The 21050-nt window shown below is 61.4% G+C and carries 18 protein-coding genes, 1 tRNA gene and 1 pseudogene; 16 read left to right on the top strand and 4 right to left on the bottom strand.

Going from position 1 to position 21050, the window contains the following annotated elements; translation table 11 throughout:
• The first annotated feature begins 9 nt into the window (after nucleotides 1-9).
• From QFZ67_RS12190 to QFZ67_RS12180, 3 genes are all read left to right on the top strand, one after another.
• Nucleotides 10-744: a hypothetical protein gene (locus QFZ67_RS12190; protein ID WP_307661102.1), complete on the top strand. Its 735-nt coding sequence runs from the start codon at nucleotides 10-12 to the stop codon at nucleotides 742-744.
• Nucleotides 745-871: 127 nt separating this feature from the next.
• Nucleotides 872-1900, top strand: a complete 1029-nt coding sequence (locus QFZ67_RS12185; protein ID WP_307661101.1) for a sugar-transfer associated ATP-grasp domain-containing protein — start codon at nucleotides 872-874, stop codon at nucleotides 1898-1900.
• 38 nt (nucleotides 1901-1938) lie between these two features.
• Entirely contained in the window at nucleotides 1939-2505 is a 567-nt protein-coding gene (locus QFZ67_RS12180) for a GNAT family N-acetyltransferase (protein ID WP_307661100.1), read from the top strand.
• Nucleotides 2506-3252: 747 nt separating this feature from the next.
• On the opposite strand, the gene QFZ67_RS12175 is transcribed toward QFZ67_RS12180, so the two are convergent.
• Together QFZ67_RS12175 and QFZ67_RS12170 are read right to left on the bottom strand one after the other, a co-directional pair.
• A tRNA-Ser gene (locus QFZ67_RS12175) sits at nucleotides 3253-3352 on the bottom strand.
• Nucleotides 3353-3583: 231 nt separating this feature from the next.
• On the bottom strand, nucleotides 3584-3997 hold the full coding sequence (locus tag QFZ67_RS12170; RefSeq protein WP_307661099.1) for a hypothetical protein: 414 nt from the start codon (nucleotides 3995-3997) through the stop codon (nucleotides 3584-3586).
• A 587-nt stretch (nucleotides 3998-4584) separates the two neighbouring features.
• On the opposite strand from QFZ67_RS12170, the gene QFZ67_RS12165 reads away from it, so the two are divergent.
• The 7 genes and pseudogenes from QFZ67_RS12165 to QFZ67_RS12135 all read left to right on the top strand — a co-directional run bounded on the left by QFZ67_RS12165 (nucleotide 4585) and on the right by QFZ67_RS12135 (nucleotide 16276).
• Nucleotides 4585-6420 carry a Druantia anti-phage system protein DruA gene (locus QFZ67_RS12165; RefSeq protein WP_307661098.1) on the top strand — a complete coding sequence of 612 codons (1836 nt, stop codon included), beginning with the start codon at nucleotides 4585-4587 and terminating at the stop codon, nucleotides 6418-6420.
• A 110-nt stretch (nucleotides 6421-6530) separates the two neighbouring features.
• On the top strand, nucleotides 6531-7115 hold the full coding sequence (locus QFZ67_RS12160; RefSeq protein ID WP_307661097.1) for a hypothetical protein: 585 nt from the start codon (nucleotides 6531-6533) through the stop codon (nucleotides 7113-7115).
• 121 nt (nucleotides 7116-7236) lie between these two features.
• A complete protein-coding gene (locus tag QFZ67_RS12155; RefSeq protein ID WP_307661096.1) occupies nucleotides 7237-8124 on the top strand; it encodes a hypothetical protein in 888 nt (295 codons plus the stop codon).
• Nucleotides 8121-9611, top strand: a complete 1491-nt coding sequence (locus QFZ67_RS12150; protein ID WP_307661095.1) for a hypothetical protein — start codon at nucleotides 8121-8123, stop codon at nucleotides 9609-9611. The genes QFZ67_RS12155 and QFZ67_RS12150 overlap by 4 nt, the downstream gene beginning before the upstream one ends.
• Complete coding sequence (locus QFZ67_RS12145; protein WP_307661094.1) at nucleotides 9608-14152, top strand: DNA translocase FtsK; 4545 nt, start codon at nucleotides 9608-9610, stop codon at nucleotides 14150-14152. The genes QFZ67_RS12150 and QFZ67_RS12145 overlap by 4 nt, the downstream gene beginning before the upstream one ends.
• A gap of 1568 nt (nucleotides 14153-15720) precedes the next feature.
• Nucleotides 15721-15963 (top strand): annotated as a pseudogene (locus tag QFZ67_RS12140) (phosphohydrolase); the annotation flags it as partial.
• Between the two features lie 133 nt (nucleotides 15964-16096).
• Nucleotides 16097-16276, top strand: coding sequence for a phosphohydrolase (locus QFZ67_RS12135; protein ID WP_307661093.1), 180 nt, complete (start codon nucleotides 16097-16099; stop codon nucleotides 16274-16276).
• Nucleotides 16277-16335: 59 nt separating this feature from the next.
• Here the strand turns inward: QFZ67_RS12135 and QFZ67_RS12130 are convergent, their stop codons facing one another.
• Together QFZ67_RS12130 and QFZ67_RS12125 are read right to left on the bottom strand one after the other, a co-directional pair.
• Nucleotides 16336-16806, bottom strand: coding sequence for an NUDIX hydrolase (locus tag QFZ67_RS12130; RefSeq protein ID WP_307661092.1), 471 nt, complete (start codon nucleotides 16804-16806; stop codon nucleotides 16336-16338).
• A gap of 34 nt (nucleotides 16807-16840) precedes the next feature.
• Nucleotides 16841-17572: an XRE family transcriptional regulator gene (locus QFZ67_RS12125; RefSeq protein ID WP_307661091.1), complete on the bottom strand. Its 732-nt coding sequence runs from the start codon at nucleotides 17570-17572 to the stop codon at nucleotides 16841-16843.
• A gap of 162 nt (nucleotides 17573-17734) precedes the next feature.
• Here QFZ67_RS12125 and QFZ67_RS12120 point away from each other — a divergent pair, with 162 nt between their 5' ends.
• The 6 genes from QFZ67_RS12120 to QFZ67_RS12095 all read left to right on the top strand — a co-directional run bounded on the left by QFZ67_RS12120 (nucleotide 17735) and on the right by QFZ67_RS12095 (nucleotide 20971).
• Nucleotides 17735-18079, top strand: coding sequence for a hypothetical protein (locus tag QFZ67_RS12120; protein ID WP_307661090.1), 345 nt, complete (start codon nucleotides 17735-17737; stop codon nucleotides 18077-18079).
• A 5-nt stretch (nucleotides 18080-18084) separates the two neighbouring features.
• Nucleotides 18085-19443, top strand: coding sequence for an FtsK/SpoIIIE domain-containing protein (locus QFZ67_RS12115; RefSeq protein ID WP_307661089.1), 1359 nt, complete (start codon nucleotides 18085-18087; stop codon nucleotides 19441-19443).
• Between the two features lie 77 nt (nucleotides 19444-19520).
• Complete coding sequence (locus tag QFZ67_RS12110; RefSeq protein ID WP_307661088.1) at nucleotides 19521-19700, top strand: hypothetical protein; 180 nt, start codon at nucleotides 19521-19523, stop codon at nucleotides 19698-19700.
• Nucleotides 19701-19784: 84 nt separating this feature from the next.
• Nucleotides 19785-20438: a DUF2637 domain-containing protein gene (locus tag QFZ67_RS12105; protein WP_307661087.1), complete on the top strand. Its 654-nt coding sequence runs from the start codon at nucleotides 19785-19787 to the stop codon at nucleotides 20436-20438.
• Nucleotides 20439-20444: 6 nt separating this feature from the next.
• A complete protein-coding gene (locus QFZ67_RS12100; RefSeq protein WP_307661086.1) occupies nucleotides 20445-20639 on the top strand; it encodes a hypothetical protein in 195 nt (64 codons plus the stop codon).
• A 23-nt stretch (nucleotides 20640-20662) separates the two neighbouring features.
• Nucleotides 20663-20971: a hypothetical protein gene (locus QFZ67_RS12095; protein ID WP_307661085.1), complete on the top strand. Its 309-nt coding sequence runs from the start codon at nucleotides 20663-20665 to the stop codon at nucleotides 20969-20971.
• Nucleotides 20972-21050 lie beyond the last annotated feature (79 nt).

Raw genomic sequence — 21050 nt, 5'->3', positions numbered from 1 at the left:
GCAGCCGCCATGGTCACGGAGCCGGTAATCATCGGTGACGTCACGATGGGCCGACGGAACACCTTCGAGCACGGCGTGGTGATCTCCGGCCCTGCGGTCATCGGGGACGACAACTTCTTCGGCGCCTACTCGGTCATCGGCGGGCGGTGCCGCCAGGCCCACCGACAGGGCACCGCCTGGCGAAGGACCGGTGTGGTCAGCATCGGCTCGGGCAACTACTTCGGCGAGCACTCCGTCATGCACGCCCCGGTCGGGGATGCCACGGTTATCGGCGACAACAGCTCCGTAGGCGCAGGAAGCCTGCTTGCCCACGACTCGCGCATCGGCTCCCACGTCACCCTGTCCGTCAACTGCGCCGTGGGAGGCCACGGCGTCATGCTCGACTGGAGCGGTCTGGGCATCGGAAGCTCGCTGCACCCCCGTACGGTCATGGGCCACTGGTCCTTCGCTGGCATGGCCGCCGCGGTGACCCGCACGGTGGGCATAGGACAACTCGTGGTCGGCAACCCGGCCCGCTTCCTCCGCCTGAACTACGAGGCGTTCGTACGATCCGGCCTGGACCGCACCGCCTTGGCCCAACTCCGCGAGTTCTTCGACGCCGGGCAGTTGCCGACAGGTTCGGACCCGGCCTCCCGCGCGGTCGCGGAGTTCGAGGCGGCGACGGCACGGACGATCAGGAACCGGGTGCTGCGAAACTGGTCGGACGTGGAGTTGGAACGGTCGCGTGAGGTGACCCATGACTAGCGCTCCTGCGTTGCCGACTCGTCCATTGCCGATGGGTCTCGCCGCCCGATTCGTGTGCGGGGCACATCGGGGACAGCTGACGGATGAGACCTCGCCGCGCCTGACCTGGGGCACCGTGATGGTCGCTATGACCGGCACGGGCGCTGCGGGCCGGGCACTCCGCTCGCTCCTCTACGGGGTGAAGGGCGGAACCGACGTATGGCGCCACAGGCAGGCGATAAGCCAGGACCACCCGCTCCTCGACGCCGTACTCATGGCACTGCGAACCAGTTGCGATAGCCGTGACATCGCGGCACTGCGCAAGTGCGGCAGACGGGACCTCGCCGCACTGCGTGGTGTCGTGCCCAGAGCACGCCGTACCGAATACCGGGACTGGAACAACTGCGCCGTTGCGGCTGCGCTCGTCAACGACAAGTTGGAATGCAACCGCCGTCTCAGGGCCGTGGAAATCGAGGCCCCGCACCAGACCGGGCTCGGCCCGGGGACGAGGGTGTGGGCCGGAGGTGAAGGCGACGTCCCGGGTACCTTGGAGTTCTCCCACCCGGCTATCCCGCACGGAACGCGCTGGATGCTGAAGGACCGCTACGGGCTGCAAGGCGAATCGGTCTGGGTCGCCCGAGCAAGCCACCGGCCGGAAAAGAGAAGCCCCGTGCTGGAGGGCCTCACCCGCTCGGGCCGCCTGGTGGCCGAAGAACTGCTCCGGCCGGACGACTGGTTCGCGACGTCGGGAGACACCGCCCTGCCGACCATGAGGGTGGTCACCTCCAAACTCCGGGGCCGCACGGAAGTAGCGGGAATGGTCCTGTTCCGCGGCGCACCGGGCGCAGTGGCGGCCAACCGAAGGCAGGGCGGCACTGCCCACCTGGTACACGAAGACGGTTCCTGCGGAGACGGACTGGATGCGCAGGGCAGAGACCAAGACACGTGCACGTACAAACTTCCGACGTCCCAGGCCAGAACCCTGCGCCGCATGTGCACCGCGGCGCACGACCTGTTCCCCTGCGTCGGATCGATCGGCTGGGACGTGGGGCTGTCGGACCGCGGCCCTTTAATCCTGGAGGGCAACCCGAACTGGGGCATGAACGTGCCCCAGTTGATGCCGGGCAGACCCATGCTGGAGGAGTTCATGACGACACGGTTCCGAGCCGACTGGTAGGGCCGGGACTGACCCGAGGGGCTGGGGCCGGAGGAGTTGTGATCGACAAGGCTGAAGTGCATACAAAGCTGATCGACGACCAACAGATGACTGCTTTCCTTGCGTTCCTGGATCAAACCACGCTGGATAGCCTCGCCCCCGTACGGACCACCCGCCACCCCGCCCCCGGCCAGACCTACCTCTGCGCCCTGTACCGAGACCGGGTGATCGGCTGCACGTCCTGGTACGAGAGTCGCCGGCTCAACTACGTGAACTTGGACGGAACGACCGCCCACTGCACGAGCGTGTACCTGTGCTCGTCCGAAGTCCTCCCGGAATTCCGCGGAATGGGAATCGGTAGCTTGCTTTACGAACGCCGCCTCGCCGAATGCGGCAAGGGCACCCCTACCCTCAACGTCGAGATCCTGGGCCGGGGAACCCCCATGTCGGTCAACGACCTGGCCCGTCCAGGCCTCGTCTGGCACCTTGCGCACGACTTCGTCATCGTCGGCCACAGTTGCGACGAGGACGCCGGGCCGGTACTGACCCGTCCGGCCCTCAGATCACACCGTGCACTCGACACCCTGCCCCTTTCTCCGCCCACATACTCTTCCCTGGCCCGTTGACGCGCGGCGCCGCACGACCACCACTGTGCCGGCGGTTGTTGGAGCAGGTGGACGAAAAGCATTTCGCCGCAGTACCTCGAAGCCCGCGGCCTACCCCGCTCCCTCTGGTGGCGCCAAGGCAAATGACCTTGGAACCTCAAGATCCCGACAGAGTCGCTCACTGTGCTGATGTTTCTTCACCAACAAGGCCTATGACAGCCCCATGATCACGCGAAAGCAGTCTTCTACTTGCTTTGATCCAGGAGACCGAGATGTTTCCGAAGTCTCGACTCGTCCACTGTGCGCAGGTCAGTGCAGTTGGCGTGAGACTCGTCGTATTTCGTACGCCGCACTCGGGGCCAATGGGGAATGGGTGGTGGCAGGGCCGGAGGTGCCTGTGACAACGGCAACGGTCACTGCCGACAGCGGTTCAGCAAGGCGATGGACTGCGAGAATGACGACTACGGGATGCGGACCAACAGGGCTCGGTAGAACGCATCCCCAGACCTTACCGCGCAAGGCAGACCTGCAAGTCGCCATTCGATGGGCGGGCCGCAGAGCCGCTGGTGCGGCCTGGCTGGTCAAAGCGCCCGGCTTGATCAGGGTTAACCAGAGCTCCAGTCGCGCTATGCCGGTGTGTGTCGGAGGTGTGTCGCGAACACTGAGAGACAACGAGAGAGGGCGGGAGTCAGTGAGACTGACTCCCGCCCTCTCTCGTGACGGCATTCGCCCTGGTCAGAGCTTGTTCTTGGCTGGCTGACCGACGAGTGCCCCCGGCAGGATTCGAACCTGCGCACACGGCTCCGGAGGCCGTCTGCATGACGAGTATCGCTGCAGGTCATGGCCCCTCAAGGCGTCACACAGCGGCTTCCCGTCCACAGATAGTCCGCGGCGTGCCGCCAACTCAACGAGTTCGACCGGTCGTGAAAGCTGCTCTCTGAAGCGATCCACTGCGAGGCAGCAGGCCGTCGGTCACGGGGCAACTCGCAGCCGGCGCATGGACTTTAGCGCTCATTTATGCTATCCGCGCTAACTGCTATCGCCGCCCTTATCGCGTACGGACCCGAATTGCGAATCAATCGAAGACCCAGCAAATCGATCAGGTGGACGCCTCCTTGACCCAAAACGCGATACGCTTCGTTTTCGCAGGTTCAGCGAATGTCAAAGCGAAGCCATTGGTAAAGATGAGTCTACCCGTCGGGCTCTTGCTGGCGGAGGTGTTATCAATTGCGTGCCAGATCACGGACCCCGTCCGCTGCAAGTCAACATCAATGGAGTGACGTGTGAATTTGAGCTGAAGGGTATTTTCGACTTCTGCAACAGACTCTAGCGCTTGGCCCTGTAGTGCATCAGGGTCCGAGTAGGTTTTCAGGCTATTGATTCCGAACACTCGAAAAGTGCTTACGGTTGCTCCGATCGCATGATCGGAGATCAACTTTGCGGCAGAGGTGGGATCAGTGGCCTTGGTGGGAGAGCCGGGCATCATGATTCCCTTGAGGGGCGAGGCGATCACGGAACGAGTTGGTTTGCAGCGGACCCTACCAACCTAGTTCGGGGCCGCTAGCCCCCTTTGGTCGATGCTGCGAGAACAGGTGGCCCTCTACAGCGGACTGGTGAGGCGCCCCAGCGCGCGCAGTGCGTCGACGGCAGAGGCGTTCGCCACCCAAGGGTGCGACCCCATCCTCCCTCTTTGCCGCACAGCCACCTGCACGAGCAGACCCGCGGCCCGGTGCCAGGCTGTGCGGGAGCGACGGGAAGCGGTGTCAGCGGTCGTAGCAATCTCAGGGCGTCTGCACCAAGCACCCACCTGGCGTCTGCAGCCGGAACACCCCACCTGGCGTCTGTAGCCGGACCTCATGCTGAGTCCGTTGAGGCGCGCCAAGTCGCCTGCAGGAGCGCCTGATGCTTGAGCGCCCTGGTGGGCCGGTAGCCTTCACGGTGCGGCAGCCAGCGGCAAGGTCATGATCGGAGGATCCACTGAACGCGGATGAGAGGGGTGCGCCGGCAGACTGGCGACCCGCCCAGGTCCAATGGCACATGGTCGACGGATTTCTGTCCCTAACGCTCCCATACGATGACTCGAGCAGCTACCCTGTGCTTATGGATGACCGCACCCCTTTGCTTATCCCAGTAGATAAGCTGGTTGAATTTCAGCCAGAGGAACTTGGTGCACTGGGCCCCAAGTTCAAACAGATTGCCACTTCGCTTGACGGAAAGCTACCCAGTCAGATCCGGGAGCTATTGAAGCGCGAAGTTCAAAACTGCGGGCAGGATACTCCATCGGCTAAGGCCTTTCGAGCGACCCTGCTTATCTTGCGGGACTACATTGATTCGGGATATTATCCCCTGCTTCAGGGTGAAGATATTGTTCTCGCGCCTCTGCTGGAAGCCGGAAATGTCGGCGAATCGCAACGACGGGAAGCGCTCCGAACGCTATATCGACAGGCGCGCACGAACGCCCTAAGGATTCCAGGTCAGCGCAAATCCTTTGAGCGTCTCCTGGGAACACTCGCGAAAAGCCAGTATCGCTCGCAGGAATGCATTGCTGCGCTTGCAGACGGCCCACCAGAACTTCAGCTCACCGTCGCAGGGCAGGGTGCTGGAAGGGCACTGTGGAGGGCCGTACGCGCTACTTGGTCTATGACTCCGGATGCCAGCGCACCTGGCCGTGAGGTCTCGGTAGTACTTGAGGACAGGAAATTCCCAGGCACGCCGCTGGGGGTTGCGCAATTCCGCAATGTTGTTCCTGAAATTCGCTGCAGAGACTCCTGGCTTGGGCTTACCTCACGTAATGCAGAAGGTGGCCCCGGAGGCTTTGTCGACCGATTGGGCGATGTCTCCGACGCCAAAGACAGGATTTCAGCTACGGCACAAGTTCTGACATCCCTGCTTGGAGCAGTGAATCCGGACGGGCTACCGTCCATCAATCCTTCAGGCGGAAAACAGCAAGCAGAAGGTTTGCAAAAACTGGCAGCCCGCTTCCGTGATGCGTACAACGATGCCCGGAAGTCGGATGAACGTGATTTGGCTCGACAACTCCTTGCGCAGACAAAGCGTGCAGAAACTGCCGCTGAGCTTAGCCTTGGTCTTGCAGGACTCAGTGCCTGTTTGGATTCTTCAAATCCCGCTCAATTTCTGCGTGAGGACGTACTTATGCGGCGATTGGTGGATTCAGGTCTGCGTAAGATCTGGCACTATCACATGGGGTTTGTCGCTCTAGAAATGAGCGTCTGCGGTGCTGCGCCACCGTTCGGACCCATGCGGGCTGGTAAATTGGCAGCCGCCGTGGCAGGCAGCGAGACTGTACTCGAGGCCTGGGGGCGGGACCGGCCACTAGGGCAGATCGCTGCCACTGTCTATAAGCCTGAGGTCCGGGAAAAGATTCCAAATCCCGGTCCGCTGGTAGTATTTACCAGTGGCTTGTACCCAGGCCACAGTTCTCAATATAACCGCGCTTCTAGCGGTGGCAGGCGATGGATTCGGATCGGTGAGACGCGTGGTTTTGGCTCATTCCACGTTGCCGGAGACACCATTGACGCTATCGATGAATACAACATCGCGGCGGATGGGTACTCGCATATCACTAGAACGTTCGGGGAAGGCGCTAGCGCTCGCTTTAGGGCGATTGGAAAGGCTTTGTCCGGATTGGGACTTCCTGATCTCAGAAGACACGACACCCGTCGCCCCATGTATGCCCTGCCCCTAGTCAACGACCCAGGAGGCGTACTTTTGGGGTGGGAGCCCGCGGGGGACGTGTCTGGGGCAACAGCGATCGATCTCTCGAAGCAGTGGTGGGACCGGTGGGTGAGTGCTCGAGGCGGCCTCTTGGCTGAACAGGCTCGCTGCACCCCAGATCTCATCGATGAACTGGCCGGGATGATGAGGGAGGTTGGGCCTGCTCCCAACGAGCCGGAGCAACTGACGCTCGCCTTCTGATCGTTCTGCCTGAAGTTGCAGGTGATTGTCAGTCGGCTTCTGTAGCGTGGTCTCGTGGGGCAACGTGGACAGCGCACCAGGGGGAGACGGCCATCATCCGCGACTCATCGATGACAGACCTTGCCATGCTGTTCCGGCGCGGCGAAGTGTACGCAGATTCCTGGCCTGTTGACGTTAGGCGCCAGCTCAACGTGGAGGATCCACTCGTTGAGCTTGTGACGCAGGGTCTTGACGACGGCCAACACGTGGTGATCACTGGCAACGCAGGGGACGGCAAGAGTCACCTGCTGTCGATGGCTCTCGATGCGAGTAGGCCGAGAAGATCCATTGAGGCAGAGGATCGTTCTCCTGATGCGCTGACATCGGGGGATCGCCTGTTCATCCGAGATGCGGCAACACTGGATGATGCGGCAATCCTGGCATGGACCGAGGCGGCTACTGCGAAAGACTGCCAACTCGTCATCACACTCAACGAGGGCCCGTTGTCGTCGCTGGCGCGACTACAAGGCGACGGGCTCTACGAGCAGGTGCGCGAGGTGACGCACGCCCGAGCCCGGGGCGAGCAGATGGACGATCCGAGGGGGGTCCTCCTGGTCAACCTTGCGGGTCGGCAACTGGTTCATGCGGGCTTCGTTGCTCGGGCCCTTGACCGCCCTGTTGCCTGCAGTCGATCCGTGCCGAACATGCGGCGATGACACTACGTGCCCGCGTACAGCCGGCCGAGACCTACTCGCCAGCTCGCCCCAAGCGGCTGACCGGCTCACGATCCTCCTGTCCCTGCTGGGACAGTCGGGACTTCGACTTACCGCTCGAGAATTGTGGGTATTTCTCGCCGAACTGTTCTTTGGTTGGCAATGCCCGACTCGTGGACGCGATGCTCAGAAGCTACCTGGATGGTGGTGGTCCAGAGTCTTTGACCCTGCGACATCGCTTGGTCGACTGATCAGCCGAGAATTTGACCCTATCCACAGTGCAAATTCATCCATTGACAGTCACTTGTGGCTAGGCAGCAACCGGCGAGTCGACGTCGCACTTGAAGTTCCGCTATTTAATCCTGCTGTCATCGACAGGAGAGATCGAAGCGGAGCTCTCAAAGCATTTGCGGCGGCCAAGCGAGCCTGGTTCTTTCTCGCAGCAGAATTGCGTGTTGAGGAAATCATTGATAGGCAGTCACATATTCCAGAATATGTCGAATTGCTTCAAGAAGCTCAAGATGAGCCTCAACGCGCAGTCCAACGGGTAGTCGCTGAAATAAACCGTTACCGCCTCAAGGTGGGCGGTGGGAAGCAACTCCACCTCAGTCGACACCATCGCCTAACAGCTGTGACTCGACCGTCAGTATTGGCTGCTAGCGCATCTATCAGCTCGGACGAGCTCGCGGTTCGGTTGCCCTATCTGCACGAAGATCATGGCGTGGAGTCTGCTGGCTTCAAGCCATCGAAACTCGAGCTTACATGGAAGCAAGGCAAAGGAGCCGTCCTTTCACTCGACTATGAAACTTGGCGCCAGTTGCATCAGCCTCGAACGATCCACTCAGATAGGACTCAAGAGGCACTAGACATGGCGCTTGACCTCTTTATTGGCCAGGCGCCGGTCAAGCCAGAGACTGACCCCGAGATTATTGCAGTCGACCACTCTAGTGGTGTAGTTACAAGAGTCACCGTGCGAGGCGGGCGCCGTCCAGAAATCGAGGTTAACCCATGACGTTCGTGGCCGGCATCGAACTCACCCCATGGTTCAGAGAGAACGTCACCGAGACGCTTGTCTTCAGTACGGCCACTACGAACGCAGAACCGGTTCATGTGCTGAATGGCTTCCTTTCGCGATGCCTAGTAGGCCCTCGAGCACCGAAGCTGGCCAGCGCTCTGATTGCGAGGAAGAGTAGTTCGTGGGTGACCGCTGAAGAATCTCTCAGACAGATGCTTGCACGGGCGGAGATTCCATTTAAGGTGCCATCAGATTCTGCGGATCTCGACGCAGCGCGCCAGTTGCTGAGGCAACTGTTGGCAAGCGATAACGCGGTATTTGCTTCCCTCCAGTCATACCAAGTGGCGCATCCGGCGTTTATCACGAATGATCGTACAGGCGGGGCAATGGGTCTGCTCTGTGCCTCACTACTACTCAATCACGCCTCAGGGGCTGACGCGTTGCTGGCCCTGGTTAAGCGCCTTTGTGAGACACAGCCAAATCCATATTGGGTGCTGCAGTCAGCTCTTGCCGGGCCTATTGATGCCGGTAGTTTTATAATCTCCGAAGTCGGGCCTGTCCCTTGGGTAACGAATGATGTCACCAGGACGTTTGCTAACGACCTTGGTAACCTGCTCCGTCGGGCCGTCCAACTGGGTAGTGTGGCCGCTGATAGCCTTGATGCGCTCAAAGTACTTGCCAACGCGATTGAATTTGCGTGCGTTCTCTCCTACGCCCAAGTTCCTAGTCTGCTTACAACCGGCAGCCTGACTCCGCTCTTGGCCGTAGTTTCTCCAGACGCAGATACCGTCCTCGACTCGTCCGCTCGGGGTTCACTTCCTCTGATGCACACTGCTATGGATAACTGGATTGCGTCAAAACTCCAGTCGACTGTACGGGAACGACTGCGAGACGCGGTTCAGGACAAAAATGTCGCGGAGGAGTTCCTCCTTCAAACGACTCCGTTTTCGGCCGGAGCCAAAGAGAAGCGTCTTGAGCGGAGCCGGCTGTTGGTTGCCAAGACTCCAGAAGCCCTTGAGTATTTGATTCCGAAGGCTGGGATGGCTCAGGGTCCGCAGGATCTGACCGGCCCCGTCGCGTTGGTTCTTCTTGACCTCCTTAAGACAACTATGGCTCAGAGCTATTCGCAGTGGTTCGAACATCACGCTCGACGCTGCGGTTTTTTGGCACCACGAAGAGGGAACACGAGCAAGCGCTTTTGTATTGAAGCAAACTTGATAACGACGCTTGTGCTGGCTGCACTCACAGAAGAAGAGTCAGAAATCTCCTACGATGAGTTTCTACGCAGGCTTGAATCACGGTTTGGGATTTCCGTAGGACCAACGGAGCAGACTCGTTCCATGACACCGCGGGCGTCAGAATCAGAGCTAGAGTTGAACAGAGATTCACTGGCTGACATGCTCACACGCCTCGGCCTTGCTCGCGCCTACAGCGACAACACAACAGAAGTGCTAAACCCGCTCAAGATTTGGAATGCCCGGTGAACCGTACAGAGGAATCGGCAATGGGTGAAGCTCAAGACGTACTTACCGAAGCGATTTGTGTCATCGTCAGGGGTAAGTTCGAGGCGGGTTTCGGATATCTTCGACTCCCCTATCTTTCGCCTGGAATGCCGCTAGAGCGGATTGTTGACCGTCTGTCGGAAGATATACATGGCCTTAGCGTCGCCAATTTCGCGTCCACTCGGATCGAACGCAACAACGTCACCGATCGAGTTACCGTTGCGATTCGTTGGAGGAACGAGGGCAAGCGACCAATTCTCGTGATTGGTGACCTTCATCGAAATAGAGCTCATGGACTGATGAATGTTCCTCAAGTCACTGCCGATGAGGTCAGGGAGGCGATTTTTGCTACGCTAGGTGCCGAGAATGCGCACGGTGTGAGTGAGAATGTGGCACCACTTTTGGCAGCCTTGCAGGAGCGCAACATCCCGTTGGACTATGTGGCGGACTATTGCGCTGCCCTAAATCCGCTGAAACCGGGGAGTGGTGACCTTTCACGTAAGTTGCTTTGGCGACTTGGCTTGCTGCCCGATCACCGAACTGCGCAACCCATCGATTCTGGCCGTCTGCAGTTGAATGAGCAGACTGTGGATTCCGTTAGAATGGCAGACCCCGGAACTCTTCAGCGGTTTATCGCCAACTCCACTGCCGAGTATGCAAGACTGCGCGAGTTTGGACGGTTTGGAAGGCGTGAACTGCTTGCTGGCTTGAACTTGGACGATGTTATCGACGCGATGCGAGTTGCTTCGGTCCGCTCCCGTGCACGATTCGTGGATGACGCTCTCGTTCCAGATGATCGGGTCGATATCTTGGATCTGGTCAATTCGGGAGAGGTCTCAGAGGAGGATCTTCTCGAGGCGGTTCGAGACCACGATGGCGGTAGCCAACTCGAGCTCAATAGCGGCAGCGTGACATGGGATGCTCCAAGCTTGGAGCAACTGCTGAACGACCCATCCCTGGTCGGTGCTGAGCCAAAGAGTTCGGATGAGGCCGCAGAGGAGTCGGGCACTCTATTTGGCAATTTGGATGAGGTACAGCCAGCCAACGACGAGTCACTAGCAGAATTTTACGGCTCTCTGGCCGGCGGAACGACGCCAAAGTTTGGTACAGCGACGCAATGGCAGTCACTGGGAGACCTTCGTCAGGATCTCCAGGATCTTGCTGACGATGCACCCGTTGCTGGGCGACTGGCTTTGGATGCTTTCGATCGGTTGGCAGATAGCAGGATGGCCTTGGCCCCCTACGCGCCGTCCATTCCAAGCGAAGGCATTAGGCTATTTGTTGGTTCACAGACGCTGCGGAGCCAGGGTGATGAACTCGTATCGTCGTGGGAAGATCTGTGGTCCGCTCTGAGGCAGATGCGCGAAGAGATCCCCACCGAGCAAGCCACTTACGTGAAGCGCATGGCCGATGCCCTCACCCTAGTCGACGTAGTAGCAGAGCGAGATTCAGATGGAACACGTGCTCGGCTTCTACCGCTGCATCCTGTAGTCCTGGAGCCGAGGGTTCGAGCCGCTAAGATCTTTCGCGAAATGCAATCTGGCGGTGAACTGGATAGCGAGTTCCTCGATACCGTGTCCGCCAATATCGATCCTGCCGCGCCCTCTTTGGGGGTTGTCATAGGGAAGGATCCGGAGGCTCTGGCTTTTTCCGGTGTTTCAGAGTCTGGAGAACCTGTCTACGGAAAGAAGCGATTGGCATCAGGCACACCTGAAACGACACATATTGTTCAACAGGTGATTGATCGTTTTCTCGTTGCTTATCCCTTCGCGCAGCTGAGTCTCTGCGTTGCGCTGATTCGACCCACTCCGACGGTGGTCCGTCGCCTATTCGAGCGGTTGCAAGATCCCAAATTTTGTTCTGCTTCACGAATTGTATTGCGCGTGTTCAGTCCGGAAGATGTTACCGAGATCAGAAACTTGATTGCGGCCGCTGAGGCAGAGCATGATGAGCGTAGCAGAGTAATTGTGGAGATCATCGAGAAAGATCCTGATGCTGGCGCCCTCCAGGCCGGCGGTGCACCGCACGTTGCTTTCCTGTTTGATGTATCCGACGGAGGCACCGCTGGTTTCGGAAGCCTCTTGCAGTCCGAACAGCAGGGGAGCGTTGTCACAGAGTGGTTGTTTGTCACGCACAAACGCACGACTGTAATCAAGCCAGCAGCATCCGGTCGTCTGGCCGCGCTTTTGAATCAGCAGAGTAAGCTGTCGAGTGCTGATCCAGCGGAGTTGGATCGCAGTCCATTGCTTTCTCCGACGGAAACCGCTCGCCTTTCAGAGCTCGGGCAGGCGACTAACTGGCTAGTACTGGTTGAATCTACGAGTGCTCTCGCTGCACCCGAGAATATTGATTTGCCGGAACAAACTGAGGGAGAGCTGCAGGGCGGAGAAGATGGGCGTCTCCACCTTCTCGGACGGGTGGGATCAGGTTCGCATACGGCTTACGTCTATTGTCGTGACTTGACATTGCTGGTCGATCCACCCTTGCGCATGATGCAGGGAAACAGTTGGCTTGACCCTGAACCAAACAGCCTCATGACGTTCCTTACTAACACCGTGCGCCGTGCTCTTCCTGAAGGACTCCTGGGCTTCTTCGGTACCAAGGGACCTCTAAGCGATGACGCAATTCTGGGGAGGATCGGGGTTGCGGCGGTTCTAGCTGAGTTGCAGGAGGACGAGGGCAGTCTCGTCATGAGTCTGGACACCGATGCCGCCCGAAAATGGCTTCAGCGTCGTCGTAGCAACAGGCGTGCTGACCTTCTACAAATCAAATGGAACCAGGACGGGCCATGCGTTAAGGTCATTGAAGTCAAATCAACTCGCGATGCGCTAGAGGGTGGCATTATTCCTCAGCACGTGCACGAAGCGTCTGAACAAGTACTTGAAATGATGGATGTCCTACGCGGGGTTTTTTCTCAGTCAAGCGGGGATCTGTTTGCTGCCAGCCGACGTGAGATCCTCAAGCGACAGGTATTTCTCGAAGCGTTGCAGCAGTGGGAAGAAACTCGAGTACAAGACTGGCCCGAGTACAAGAGACGCCTGCGGAGTTTGAATGACCTCTTTAAGCTAGATCCTTCTTCCGAACCGGTTCGGCTCGAGGGCGAGGTTGTGGTGGTGGGAATCGATGCGCCACAAAGTAACTTCCCTGACCGGATTGGAGACGCCGGTCTTCCCCTGAAAGTGCTCGGGGGTGACTGGTTGCGAAGCGCGCTCCGTCATGGAAGGGACCAGGTAGCTGTTCCTAGCTACCTCGGAGACCTTCTTTCTAGCCTTGGTGAAGATTCTCCGCAAGGAGACGCAATGGTGGCGACTGGCAGCGACGGGCACCAGACCTTCGCGGATTCGGATAGTGACGCTGACCAACATCCTCAGCAGCAGGGGGAATATGTTCAGGTAGAAGGAAAATGGATTGACGACGCAGAGCGTGCTGGACTGGCTCATCAAGTGATCAACGCATTGCGAGCTCGTAATGTTCCGCTGCGTAGTTTGAATGAGGGGGACATTGTTACTGGGCCGTCGGTGTTGCGAGTTCCATTTGAACTTGAGCCAGGGGCCAGGCTTTCCACTCTCGCGAATCAAGAGATGGACATTGCTCGCGACCTTGGGGTTTCCGGGATTCGAGTGGACAATCTTCCGGGGCGGGCTCGCTACGCAGTGCTTGAAATTCCACGGCAGCACCGAAGTATTGCTGACGTTTCAGAACTGGTTGTGCCGGCCGGGCAGGCAGTTGCTGTGGCTCTCGGAACGGACTATGAATTCAACCCATTCTGGGTACCGCTACACGAGCTTCCGCATCTTTTGATTGCCGGAACCACTGGAAGCGGGAAGAGCACGCTGCTCCGTTCCATGCTGTGGCAGCTTACGCGGATGTATCCCACGGATGCTCTCGACCTAGTACTCGTAGATGCTAAAGGTATGGGGGATTTTAGAGATCTCGCTAGAGCGCCCCAGATTCGGCAAAGTGGCGACTATCATCTTGGGGCTGACGGAGCTTTGGATCTTCTCGGTGACATCGTGGAAAGGCGTGTTCCCGAGCGGATCGAAATTTTCAATGAGTACGCCGAAGCAGCGATGTACCGCGCGGATCCCAAGAACATCACGGACGTTGTTTCACTGGGGGAGGATGCCGCTGCGCGTGGTGAGGATGCGCCCCTGAAGCCACTAGTCGTTGTAATTGACGAGTTCTCAGAGATCGCACTTTCCTCGTCAGATCGTCGAAGGTTCGAAACCCTGGTTACCCGTTTCGTTCAACGAGCTCGTGCTGTTGGTGGGCATCTCATTACTGCCACGCAGCGCCCCAGCGTGGAGATCGTTCCTGGGGTGATGAAGGCTAACTTCGCACGCCTTTCGCTAATGGTGAGGAGTGCTACAGATAGCAGAGTGATCCTTGATGCTTCAGGTGCCGAAAGGCTACTCCCAATGGGGGACATGCTTTTTGCGTCTCCGCACCAGGGCCTGGTTCGGCTGCAAGGTTTCTCTGCTCAGGGACCGTACCTGCCTGTCTCTGGTGGGAATGTGAGTTAACTTCTGGTCGAGGCTCGCGAGTCTGCGGTTGGTGGTGCGGCTTTGGGCTGGAGCTGCTTTGGCGCAAGTGATCATGGCCCCGTAAGCTTCCGGCGCGTCGGGCGGTCTGTGGACCTGCCCGGTAAAGCGCGACGTTGGGGCCATGATCTTCGAGGCTCGCGCCAAAGTGACTGCCTATGGACCAAAGCATTGCCTGACGGGTCCGTGAGGCATCGAACATGCAGGTCAGGCAACCACTGATCCTCTTGGCCAGCACCCTCTTGAAAACCGTGCTGGGCAGCCACGCTGTCTTCGCGGTGGCCGCATGGGCAAGATCGATATGGAATGCTACCGGCATGGTTGACCCGATGCCCTTACTCCAATTAGTCGGCGCAGGCAGTGTGGGAGCCCTGATCACACAGTATGTGAGTGCCGCACCCGAGCGAAGGCAAGCACGCGCGCGTGCCCGAGATGTGATGGCAACGGTAGAAGCGGCTCGGTGGGCGGGTGGCGAAGAAGGTGAGTGGCAGGAACTCCTCACCGCACTACACGCGTTCGAGTCGGCGGCCATGGTCGCTAGCGTGCCACGGGATGTATCAAAGTGGTACATCCGAATATCGGTGGCCATGTACAGGGAAACAAAGCGAAATCTCGAGGCGGATGGCGACTTCGAGCTCGGCGGGTACCTAATTGCCGAGCATGCAGACGCCTTCTCGGCTGCTACAGAGGTCGTTCACGACGCCCTTTGGCGCCCGCGACTGGCACGACTCACAGGGCGAAGACGGCTTGCGCGCTCAAAGCGAGAAATCATGAAGGCCACAGAGGGCATGGACGAGCTTCAACAAGATCTCAGTGAGGGACAATGGATTCCTTAGCGACTGGTAAGCCGGGTCCTGAAGCCTGACCGCGTGAGGTCGGTGGAGCGGGTTTGGCCGGTGTCCTGCCCGGTTTGGGGTCGGGCATGATCAGGGGGCCGTACGCTTGCCGGCTACTCGGGCAGGCTTGTCCCCTGCCCGCAATGTGTCCGAGTGGCCCCCTGGTCTTGCTCGACGCGGGACCCGAATCGGGGAGTGTGGGTAAAGCCGTGGAGCCGACCGTCCCCACCCCCGGCCTGTTTCTTTTCGCCCCTTTGTGGGCGCGGGCGGGCGACGACGTGCGGCCCCGGTGGCGTAGACATGGAGGGGCAAGCGCGGCGGCGTCCGGCCGGCGCCGCCGCGCTGTGCGCGGCACCTCTGACCTTGCGTCAGACAGCATCGCTGTTCAGGAGGCCGGGAATGCAGACGCCCCCAGCGTCAACTGTGGTGTTTCTCCCGAGCTTCCGCCGTTCTCCCGATGTGCCGGTGCCCTGGTGTCGTTGAAGCCTTCTGGGGCCACTCGAGCTCATGGCGGGCATGGGGATGGAGCCTGCCCCGTTATAGCTGTGCTGCGTGACGGCGGCTGGGTTGGCAATGATCTGACTCGCTGACCGAACCCCGGTCGGGCAGCGAGCGCAGCGAGCCTTGATGATGTAGGGAAAGTCTGTCCGCGTGCTTCGGGCCTGGCGGTGCCGAACTGTTGGACCGCGGCTGAGCTGGGCTACCGTGCCACTCATGCCTTTCAGCCTGGACACGCCTCAGAGAGCGGCCGAACTGGCCGAGTCGCTGTTGTCGCCCCTCGGAGACCGGTGGCTTCATACTCAGGCTGTGGCAGCGCGAGCCGCAGAGGCATCGAAGGCCGTGCTCGATGACGAGCAAGATCTTCTGGTTGCGGCTGCCTGGCTGCATGACATCGGCTATGCGCCCGAGCTACGCGACACTGGTTTCCACCCGCTTGACGGGGCTCGACACTTGGCGTCCCTCGGGGCTCCTGACCGCCTGGTGCGGCTCGTCGCCCATCACTCGGGGGCCGTGTACGAGGCGGAGCAACGTGGCCTGTCGGCGGAACTAGCCGTATTCGAGCGGGAAAGACTCCCCGGTTCTGGATGCCTTGATCTACGCCGACATGACTACTGGTCCAGCCGGGCAGCGCTTCGACTTCGATCGGCGCATTGGCGAGATCCTGGTTCGCTACGAGCCCGGCAGCGAAGTGCACAACGCGATCAGCAAGGCCCGGCCGTATCTCGGAGCTGCTGTTGAACGCACCCAAGGGCGCCTGAACGCCGGCTGACAGATCGCAGGGCCAATGGCTCGTCGGCCCTTCATGCTGTGCTGGGTCGCCATCACCGGCTAACCGATGTACGGCTTCGTCCTGCCGGCCAAGCCGTGGTCAATCCGCATCCGCATCGACGGATGGATGTTCAGTTCGTCGAGCCTGTCCGGTGACACAAAGGCAACTTCTTTACTCTCGCTGCTGGTGCGCAGCTCCCCGCCGGAGATCGTGGCCGTGAAGCAGATCGAGAACTGCTGCCGTACCTCGCCGTCGTCGTACGCCATCACATGCCCTGGATTCGTGTACAGGCCGACCAGTCCCGTCACCTCGATGTCGAACCCGGTCTCTTCCTTCGTCTCGCGTACTGCGGCGTCCGCGACGGACTCGCCGACGTCGACACCGCCGCCCGGCAACGCCCACAGATCATTGTCCGTCTTGTGGATCAGCAGCACCTCTCCCGCCTCATTGAGGGTCACGGCAGTGACGGATGGGACGATGCTGTTCGCCTTAGGGGCGTTCGGGTCGTTGACGTAGTCGATGCGGGCCATGACTCCAGCGTCGCACGGTGCCCGCCGAGCGGGGTCAGGACGGGGTGCCAAGTTCCCACGCATAGTCGAAGCTCTTCATGTAGTGCCGGAACGTCCGGGCGCCGGGGATGTACCGGAAGTGCAGAACGGGGTTCTGCCCGGCCGGTGCGCCGAGGACGTGCGGGTTCACGAGGATGTCGTCGTCGAACCGGTAGATGGAGTTGTAGAGGATCGTGCCGTGTAGCCGGACCTCGGCGCCCGGCGTCTTGGTGACCGGTTCGAGGTAGCGTCGTGTAATGCGCGCCCGTGCGGCAAGGTCGCCGCCAATACCCTCTTCCTCGCCGCGCTGGCGAACCATCTCCGAGTCCGGGTCACCGAGGAGTACCCGGATCTGAGCCCCCGCCTTGGCCTTGTCTACGAGTTGGTCTGGCAGGTCCGGGTGATTGTCGAACAGGAACAGCCCCGCGTACACCAGGATCTCGATGTGGTCGGCGACCTGGTCAATCAGCGACGCCAAGAGCGCGGACGGGACGGCCCCTCGGTGGGGGTAGTACGTCACCAGCTCCGAAGTGCTCGCAGTTTCGGCCTGCTTGGAAACCGTAGGCCAGAGGTACACCTCATCAATGCCGAGGAAGCTGCATGCCTTCCAACGGTGTCCGCGGTGCGGCGTTCGGTCTGTCGTGATCCAGCGCTCCACGCTCTTCGGGTCAACCCCGACATGCTGGGCTAGCGACTGGATCGTCTCGCCCTTCGCCGAAATCGCTGCGCGCAGACGTTCGTTCGCCATTTCGTACCGTCCTCCCTTGGACGTCAGGGACGTTTTGACGATAACTCAGACGTCCCCAAACGTCCATACGGACCGTGATGCGTCCATCACCTCCTGCGGTCTCCTGATCTCAGCCGCTAGATACGGCGGTTCCAATCGGCCCCAACCACAGGAGACAAGACGATGCGTCAGATCCCCGTAGATACCGCCGCCATGACGGTGATGCTCATTCAGGCCCCTGAGCCGAAGGTCAAGAACCGGGAGACCGGCGAGATCGCGACCGACCGGCAGTCCGGCAAGACGCTGTACAACGTGAACGTGGCTGTGATTGTGGACGGCCGGCCGGACGCGCTGACGATCGTGGTCGCCGAGGACGGCATTCAGCCGGACCTGTTCCCCGGAGTGCCGGTGGCTCTGCCCGGTCTGGTGGCCCGCCCGTGGGAGAACGACTTCGGGCACGGCATCAGCTACCGCGCCACCGCGGTCATGGCTCAGCAGGTTCCGGCCGCCGCCAACGGCCAGGGCTGACCGCCATGTCTGGTGGAACACTCTTGGTCCTGGTGGTGATAGTCACCGCCCTGCTCATGGTGGCCCGCATCAAGGCCCCGGCCGTGTACTGGACGCTGGTCGGTCTTCCGGCCGCCCTGTATCGGGTGTTCTCCTCCTACCGGGCGACGATGGAGGCGTGTGAGCTGACCGTGGCTCCGCCGTGGTGGAAGGTCTTCGCCAAGAAGCTGTCGGTCGGTGACACGGCGGCACGGCCCGGTATCCCGAAGGTTCGTGGGGTACGCCCCACTACTACCGGTCTCCGCCTTCGCCTGCGGCTTGCTGCGGGACTGGCTCCGGACGATGTGGTCAAGTCGGCCGAACGGCTGCGGCACGCCTGGGGCATCTACTCCGTGCATGTCTCCGAGATCAAACCCGGTGTGGTGGATCTGCGGCTGACCGGCTTCGACGTCCTCGACCGCGTGCGGATGCCGCGCCGGCTGCCTACCGGACCGCTCTCCGCGACGGTCGCCCTGCGGGAAGACGGCCTGCCCTACGTCCGCAACTACCAGGACATCCCGCACGCCCTCACGCTCGGTGCGAACAAGTCGGGCAAGTCGATGTACCAACGCTGCCTGATCAAAGGCCTGGCGCCGCTGGATGTCGCCCTGGTGGGCATCGACTGCAAACGGGGCGTGGAACAGAGTCCCTTCGCCCCTCGGCTGTCGGCACTCGCCATCACCCCGGATCAGGCCGACGGTCTGCTGGATGCCCTGGTCGTGGAGATGGAAGAGCGCTTCGACCTGCTGTGTCTGCACCAGGGCATCGCTCCGGGCACCCCGCTTCAGGACATCACCTCGGATATCTGGGGCCTGCCCAGGAAGCTGCGCCCGGTGCCGATCGTGGTGCTGATCGATGAGATCGCCGAACTGTTCCTGATCACCTCCAAGGCGGACACGGCCCGCCGGGACCGCATGGTCACGCAGCTGGTCCGCCTGGCGCAGCTGGCCCGCGCGGTCGGCATCTACCTGGAGGTGTGTGGGCAGCGCTTCGGCTCCGAACTCGGCAAGGGCGCAACCGCCCTGCGTGCCCAGCTCACCGGCCGCGTGGTGCACCGCTGCAACGACCAGCAGACCGCAGAAATGGGCCTGGGCGACATCAACGAACTCGCCGTCTTCGCCGCGACCAACATCGCCCCCGAACGGGCTGGAACCGCCATCGCCGGCGACTCCTCCGGCGGCTGGTCCCGCATCCGCACCCCCAAGACGACGCTCGGTGAAGTCGCCGCGGTATGCCGCGAGTTCGCCCACCTCACCCCGCACATCCCCGCCCTCGACGGGTTCCGTCCGCAGGTCGCGACCGTCGCACCGGCGGCCGTACCGGTGGCGGCTCCCAGCGGTCCGTAGTTCCTCGTTCCACACGGTCGGTGTGACCGCTTCGCGCCAGGTCCCTACCCCTGCCATGCCCGAAAGGAGAAAACCCCGTGACGGCACCCAAGCGCACCGCCCGCCGCCCGGCCAAGCCCAAGCCGTGTCCCGACTGCACCACCGGTCAGGTCTCCGAAGCCTTCAACGTCGGCACCCGCAGCAAGCGCGAGAGCAGCGACCGGCAGGAAGCCCTCTGCCTGACCTGCTTCGGCACCGGCCAAGCCCCGACCGACTAGATCCCCGCCGGTGGCCGGGCGGCAGGACCTGCGAGCCCCGCCCGGCCCCCGGCCCCAACCACCTTGTGAAGGAGGTGAAGACCCGTGACCCGCTCGATCCGACCCGACGCCGTACTAGTGCAAGCCGTGATCGCAGGGGCGCTGTCCTTCGCCCACCTGCACGACATCGCCGAAGCTGCCGGGCAGGACGGCTGGAAGGCCTGGGCCTATCCGATCAGCGTGGACCTGCTCCTGGTCGCTGCCTGGCGACGACTCCGCATTTTGCGCACCGATGGCGGCCCGACCCGTGCCGCGTGGACCTGGTTCACGGTCGCCCTGGCGGCATCCCTCGGAGCGAACGTGGCGACCGCGGGACTGCTCGACCTGCACGACGTGCCCGACTGGCTGCGCATCCTGGTGGCCGGCTGGCCCGCCCTCGCCTTCCTCGGCGGCACCCTCCTCGTCCACACACCCACGCAACCGCGCCCCGAAACAGCCCCCGTCGACGCACCGACCCCGGACATCGCCCTGACCCGCGACGAACCCGCCCCGGTCCCGGCTGACGAGCCCGATCCGGTTCCGGCTCTGCCGCCCGCCATCCCGGTGCCCGCTGCGCTGTTGGCGCACGCCCGCAAGGTCGCCGACGCGCACCAAACCGCCACCGGCTCCCCGATCGACCCCGCCACGCTGCGCGCCCGCCTGGGCGTCGCCCCGCAGCTGGCCGATGCCATCGCCCACCAGCTCACCGGAAAGGACTGACCAGCCGTGAACGTCGAACTGCCCCTGGTCCTCGTGGTCGCCCTCGTCGGCTACTTCGGGATCAAGCTCATGCGCCCGCCCACCTGGCTGATCGTCGTGCTTCTCCTCGGCGGCTTCCTCCTCGCCGACACCTTCCTCGCCCCGGCGATCGAGTCCGGCACCAAGACCGGTGTCGACGTCGTCAACGGCACCACCAAGTAACCAGCCCAGAAGGGAGAACCACCGTGATACGCCCCGACGCACAGCTCCGAAGCGGCCACATCCCGGCCGACCTGATCCCGCCGGGCACCGACCCGCGATCGGTCGTCATCGTCCACACCACGCCCCGCTCATGGACCGGTCCGGTGGTCTTGATCCTCGTGGCTGCCGTCGGCGTCTGCGGCCTGGTCTACATCGCCACCGTGGCCGTGCTGTCCCTGGTGAAGGTGGCCGCCACCACCGCAGTAGCGATCAAGACAGCGGTTCCCACCCTCATCGGCGGTGGCGGACTGATCACCCTCGCCCTGAAGGTGCCCAAAGCCCCGCGCAAATGACCGGCCCTCCGGGCGGCCTCTACCGCCAAGTATCCGCCGCCCGGACGGCCAAGCCCCTACCCGATCACTGAAACCGGAA

Source organism: Streptomyces sp. V1I1 (assembly GCF_030817355.1).
Taxonomy (GTDB): Bacteria; Actinomycetota; Actinomycetes; order Streptomycetales; family Streptomycetaceae; genus Streptomyces.
Note: the sequence above shows the minus strand (reverse complement) of the source record. Positions and strands in the feature narration are given on the sequence as shown.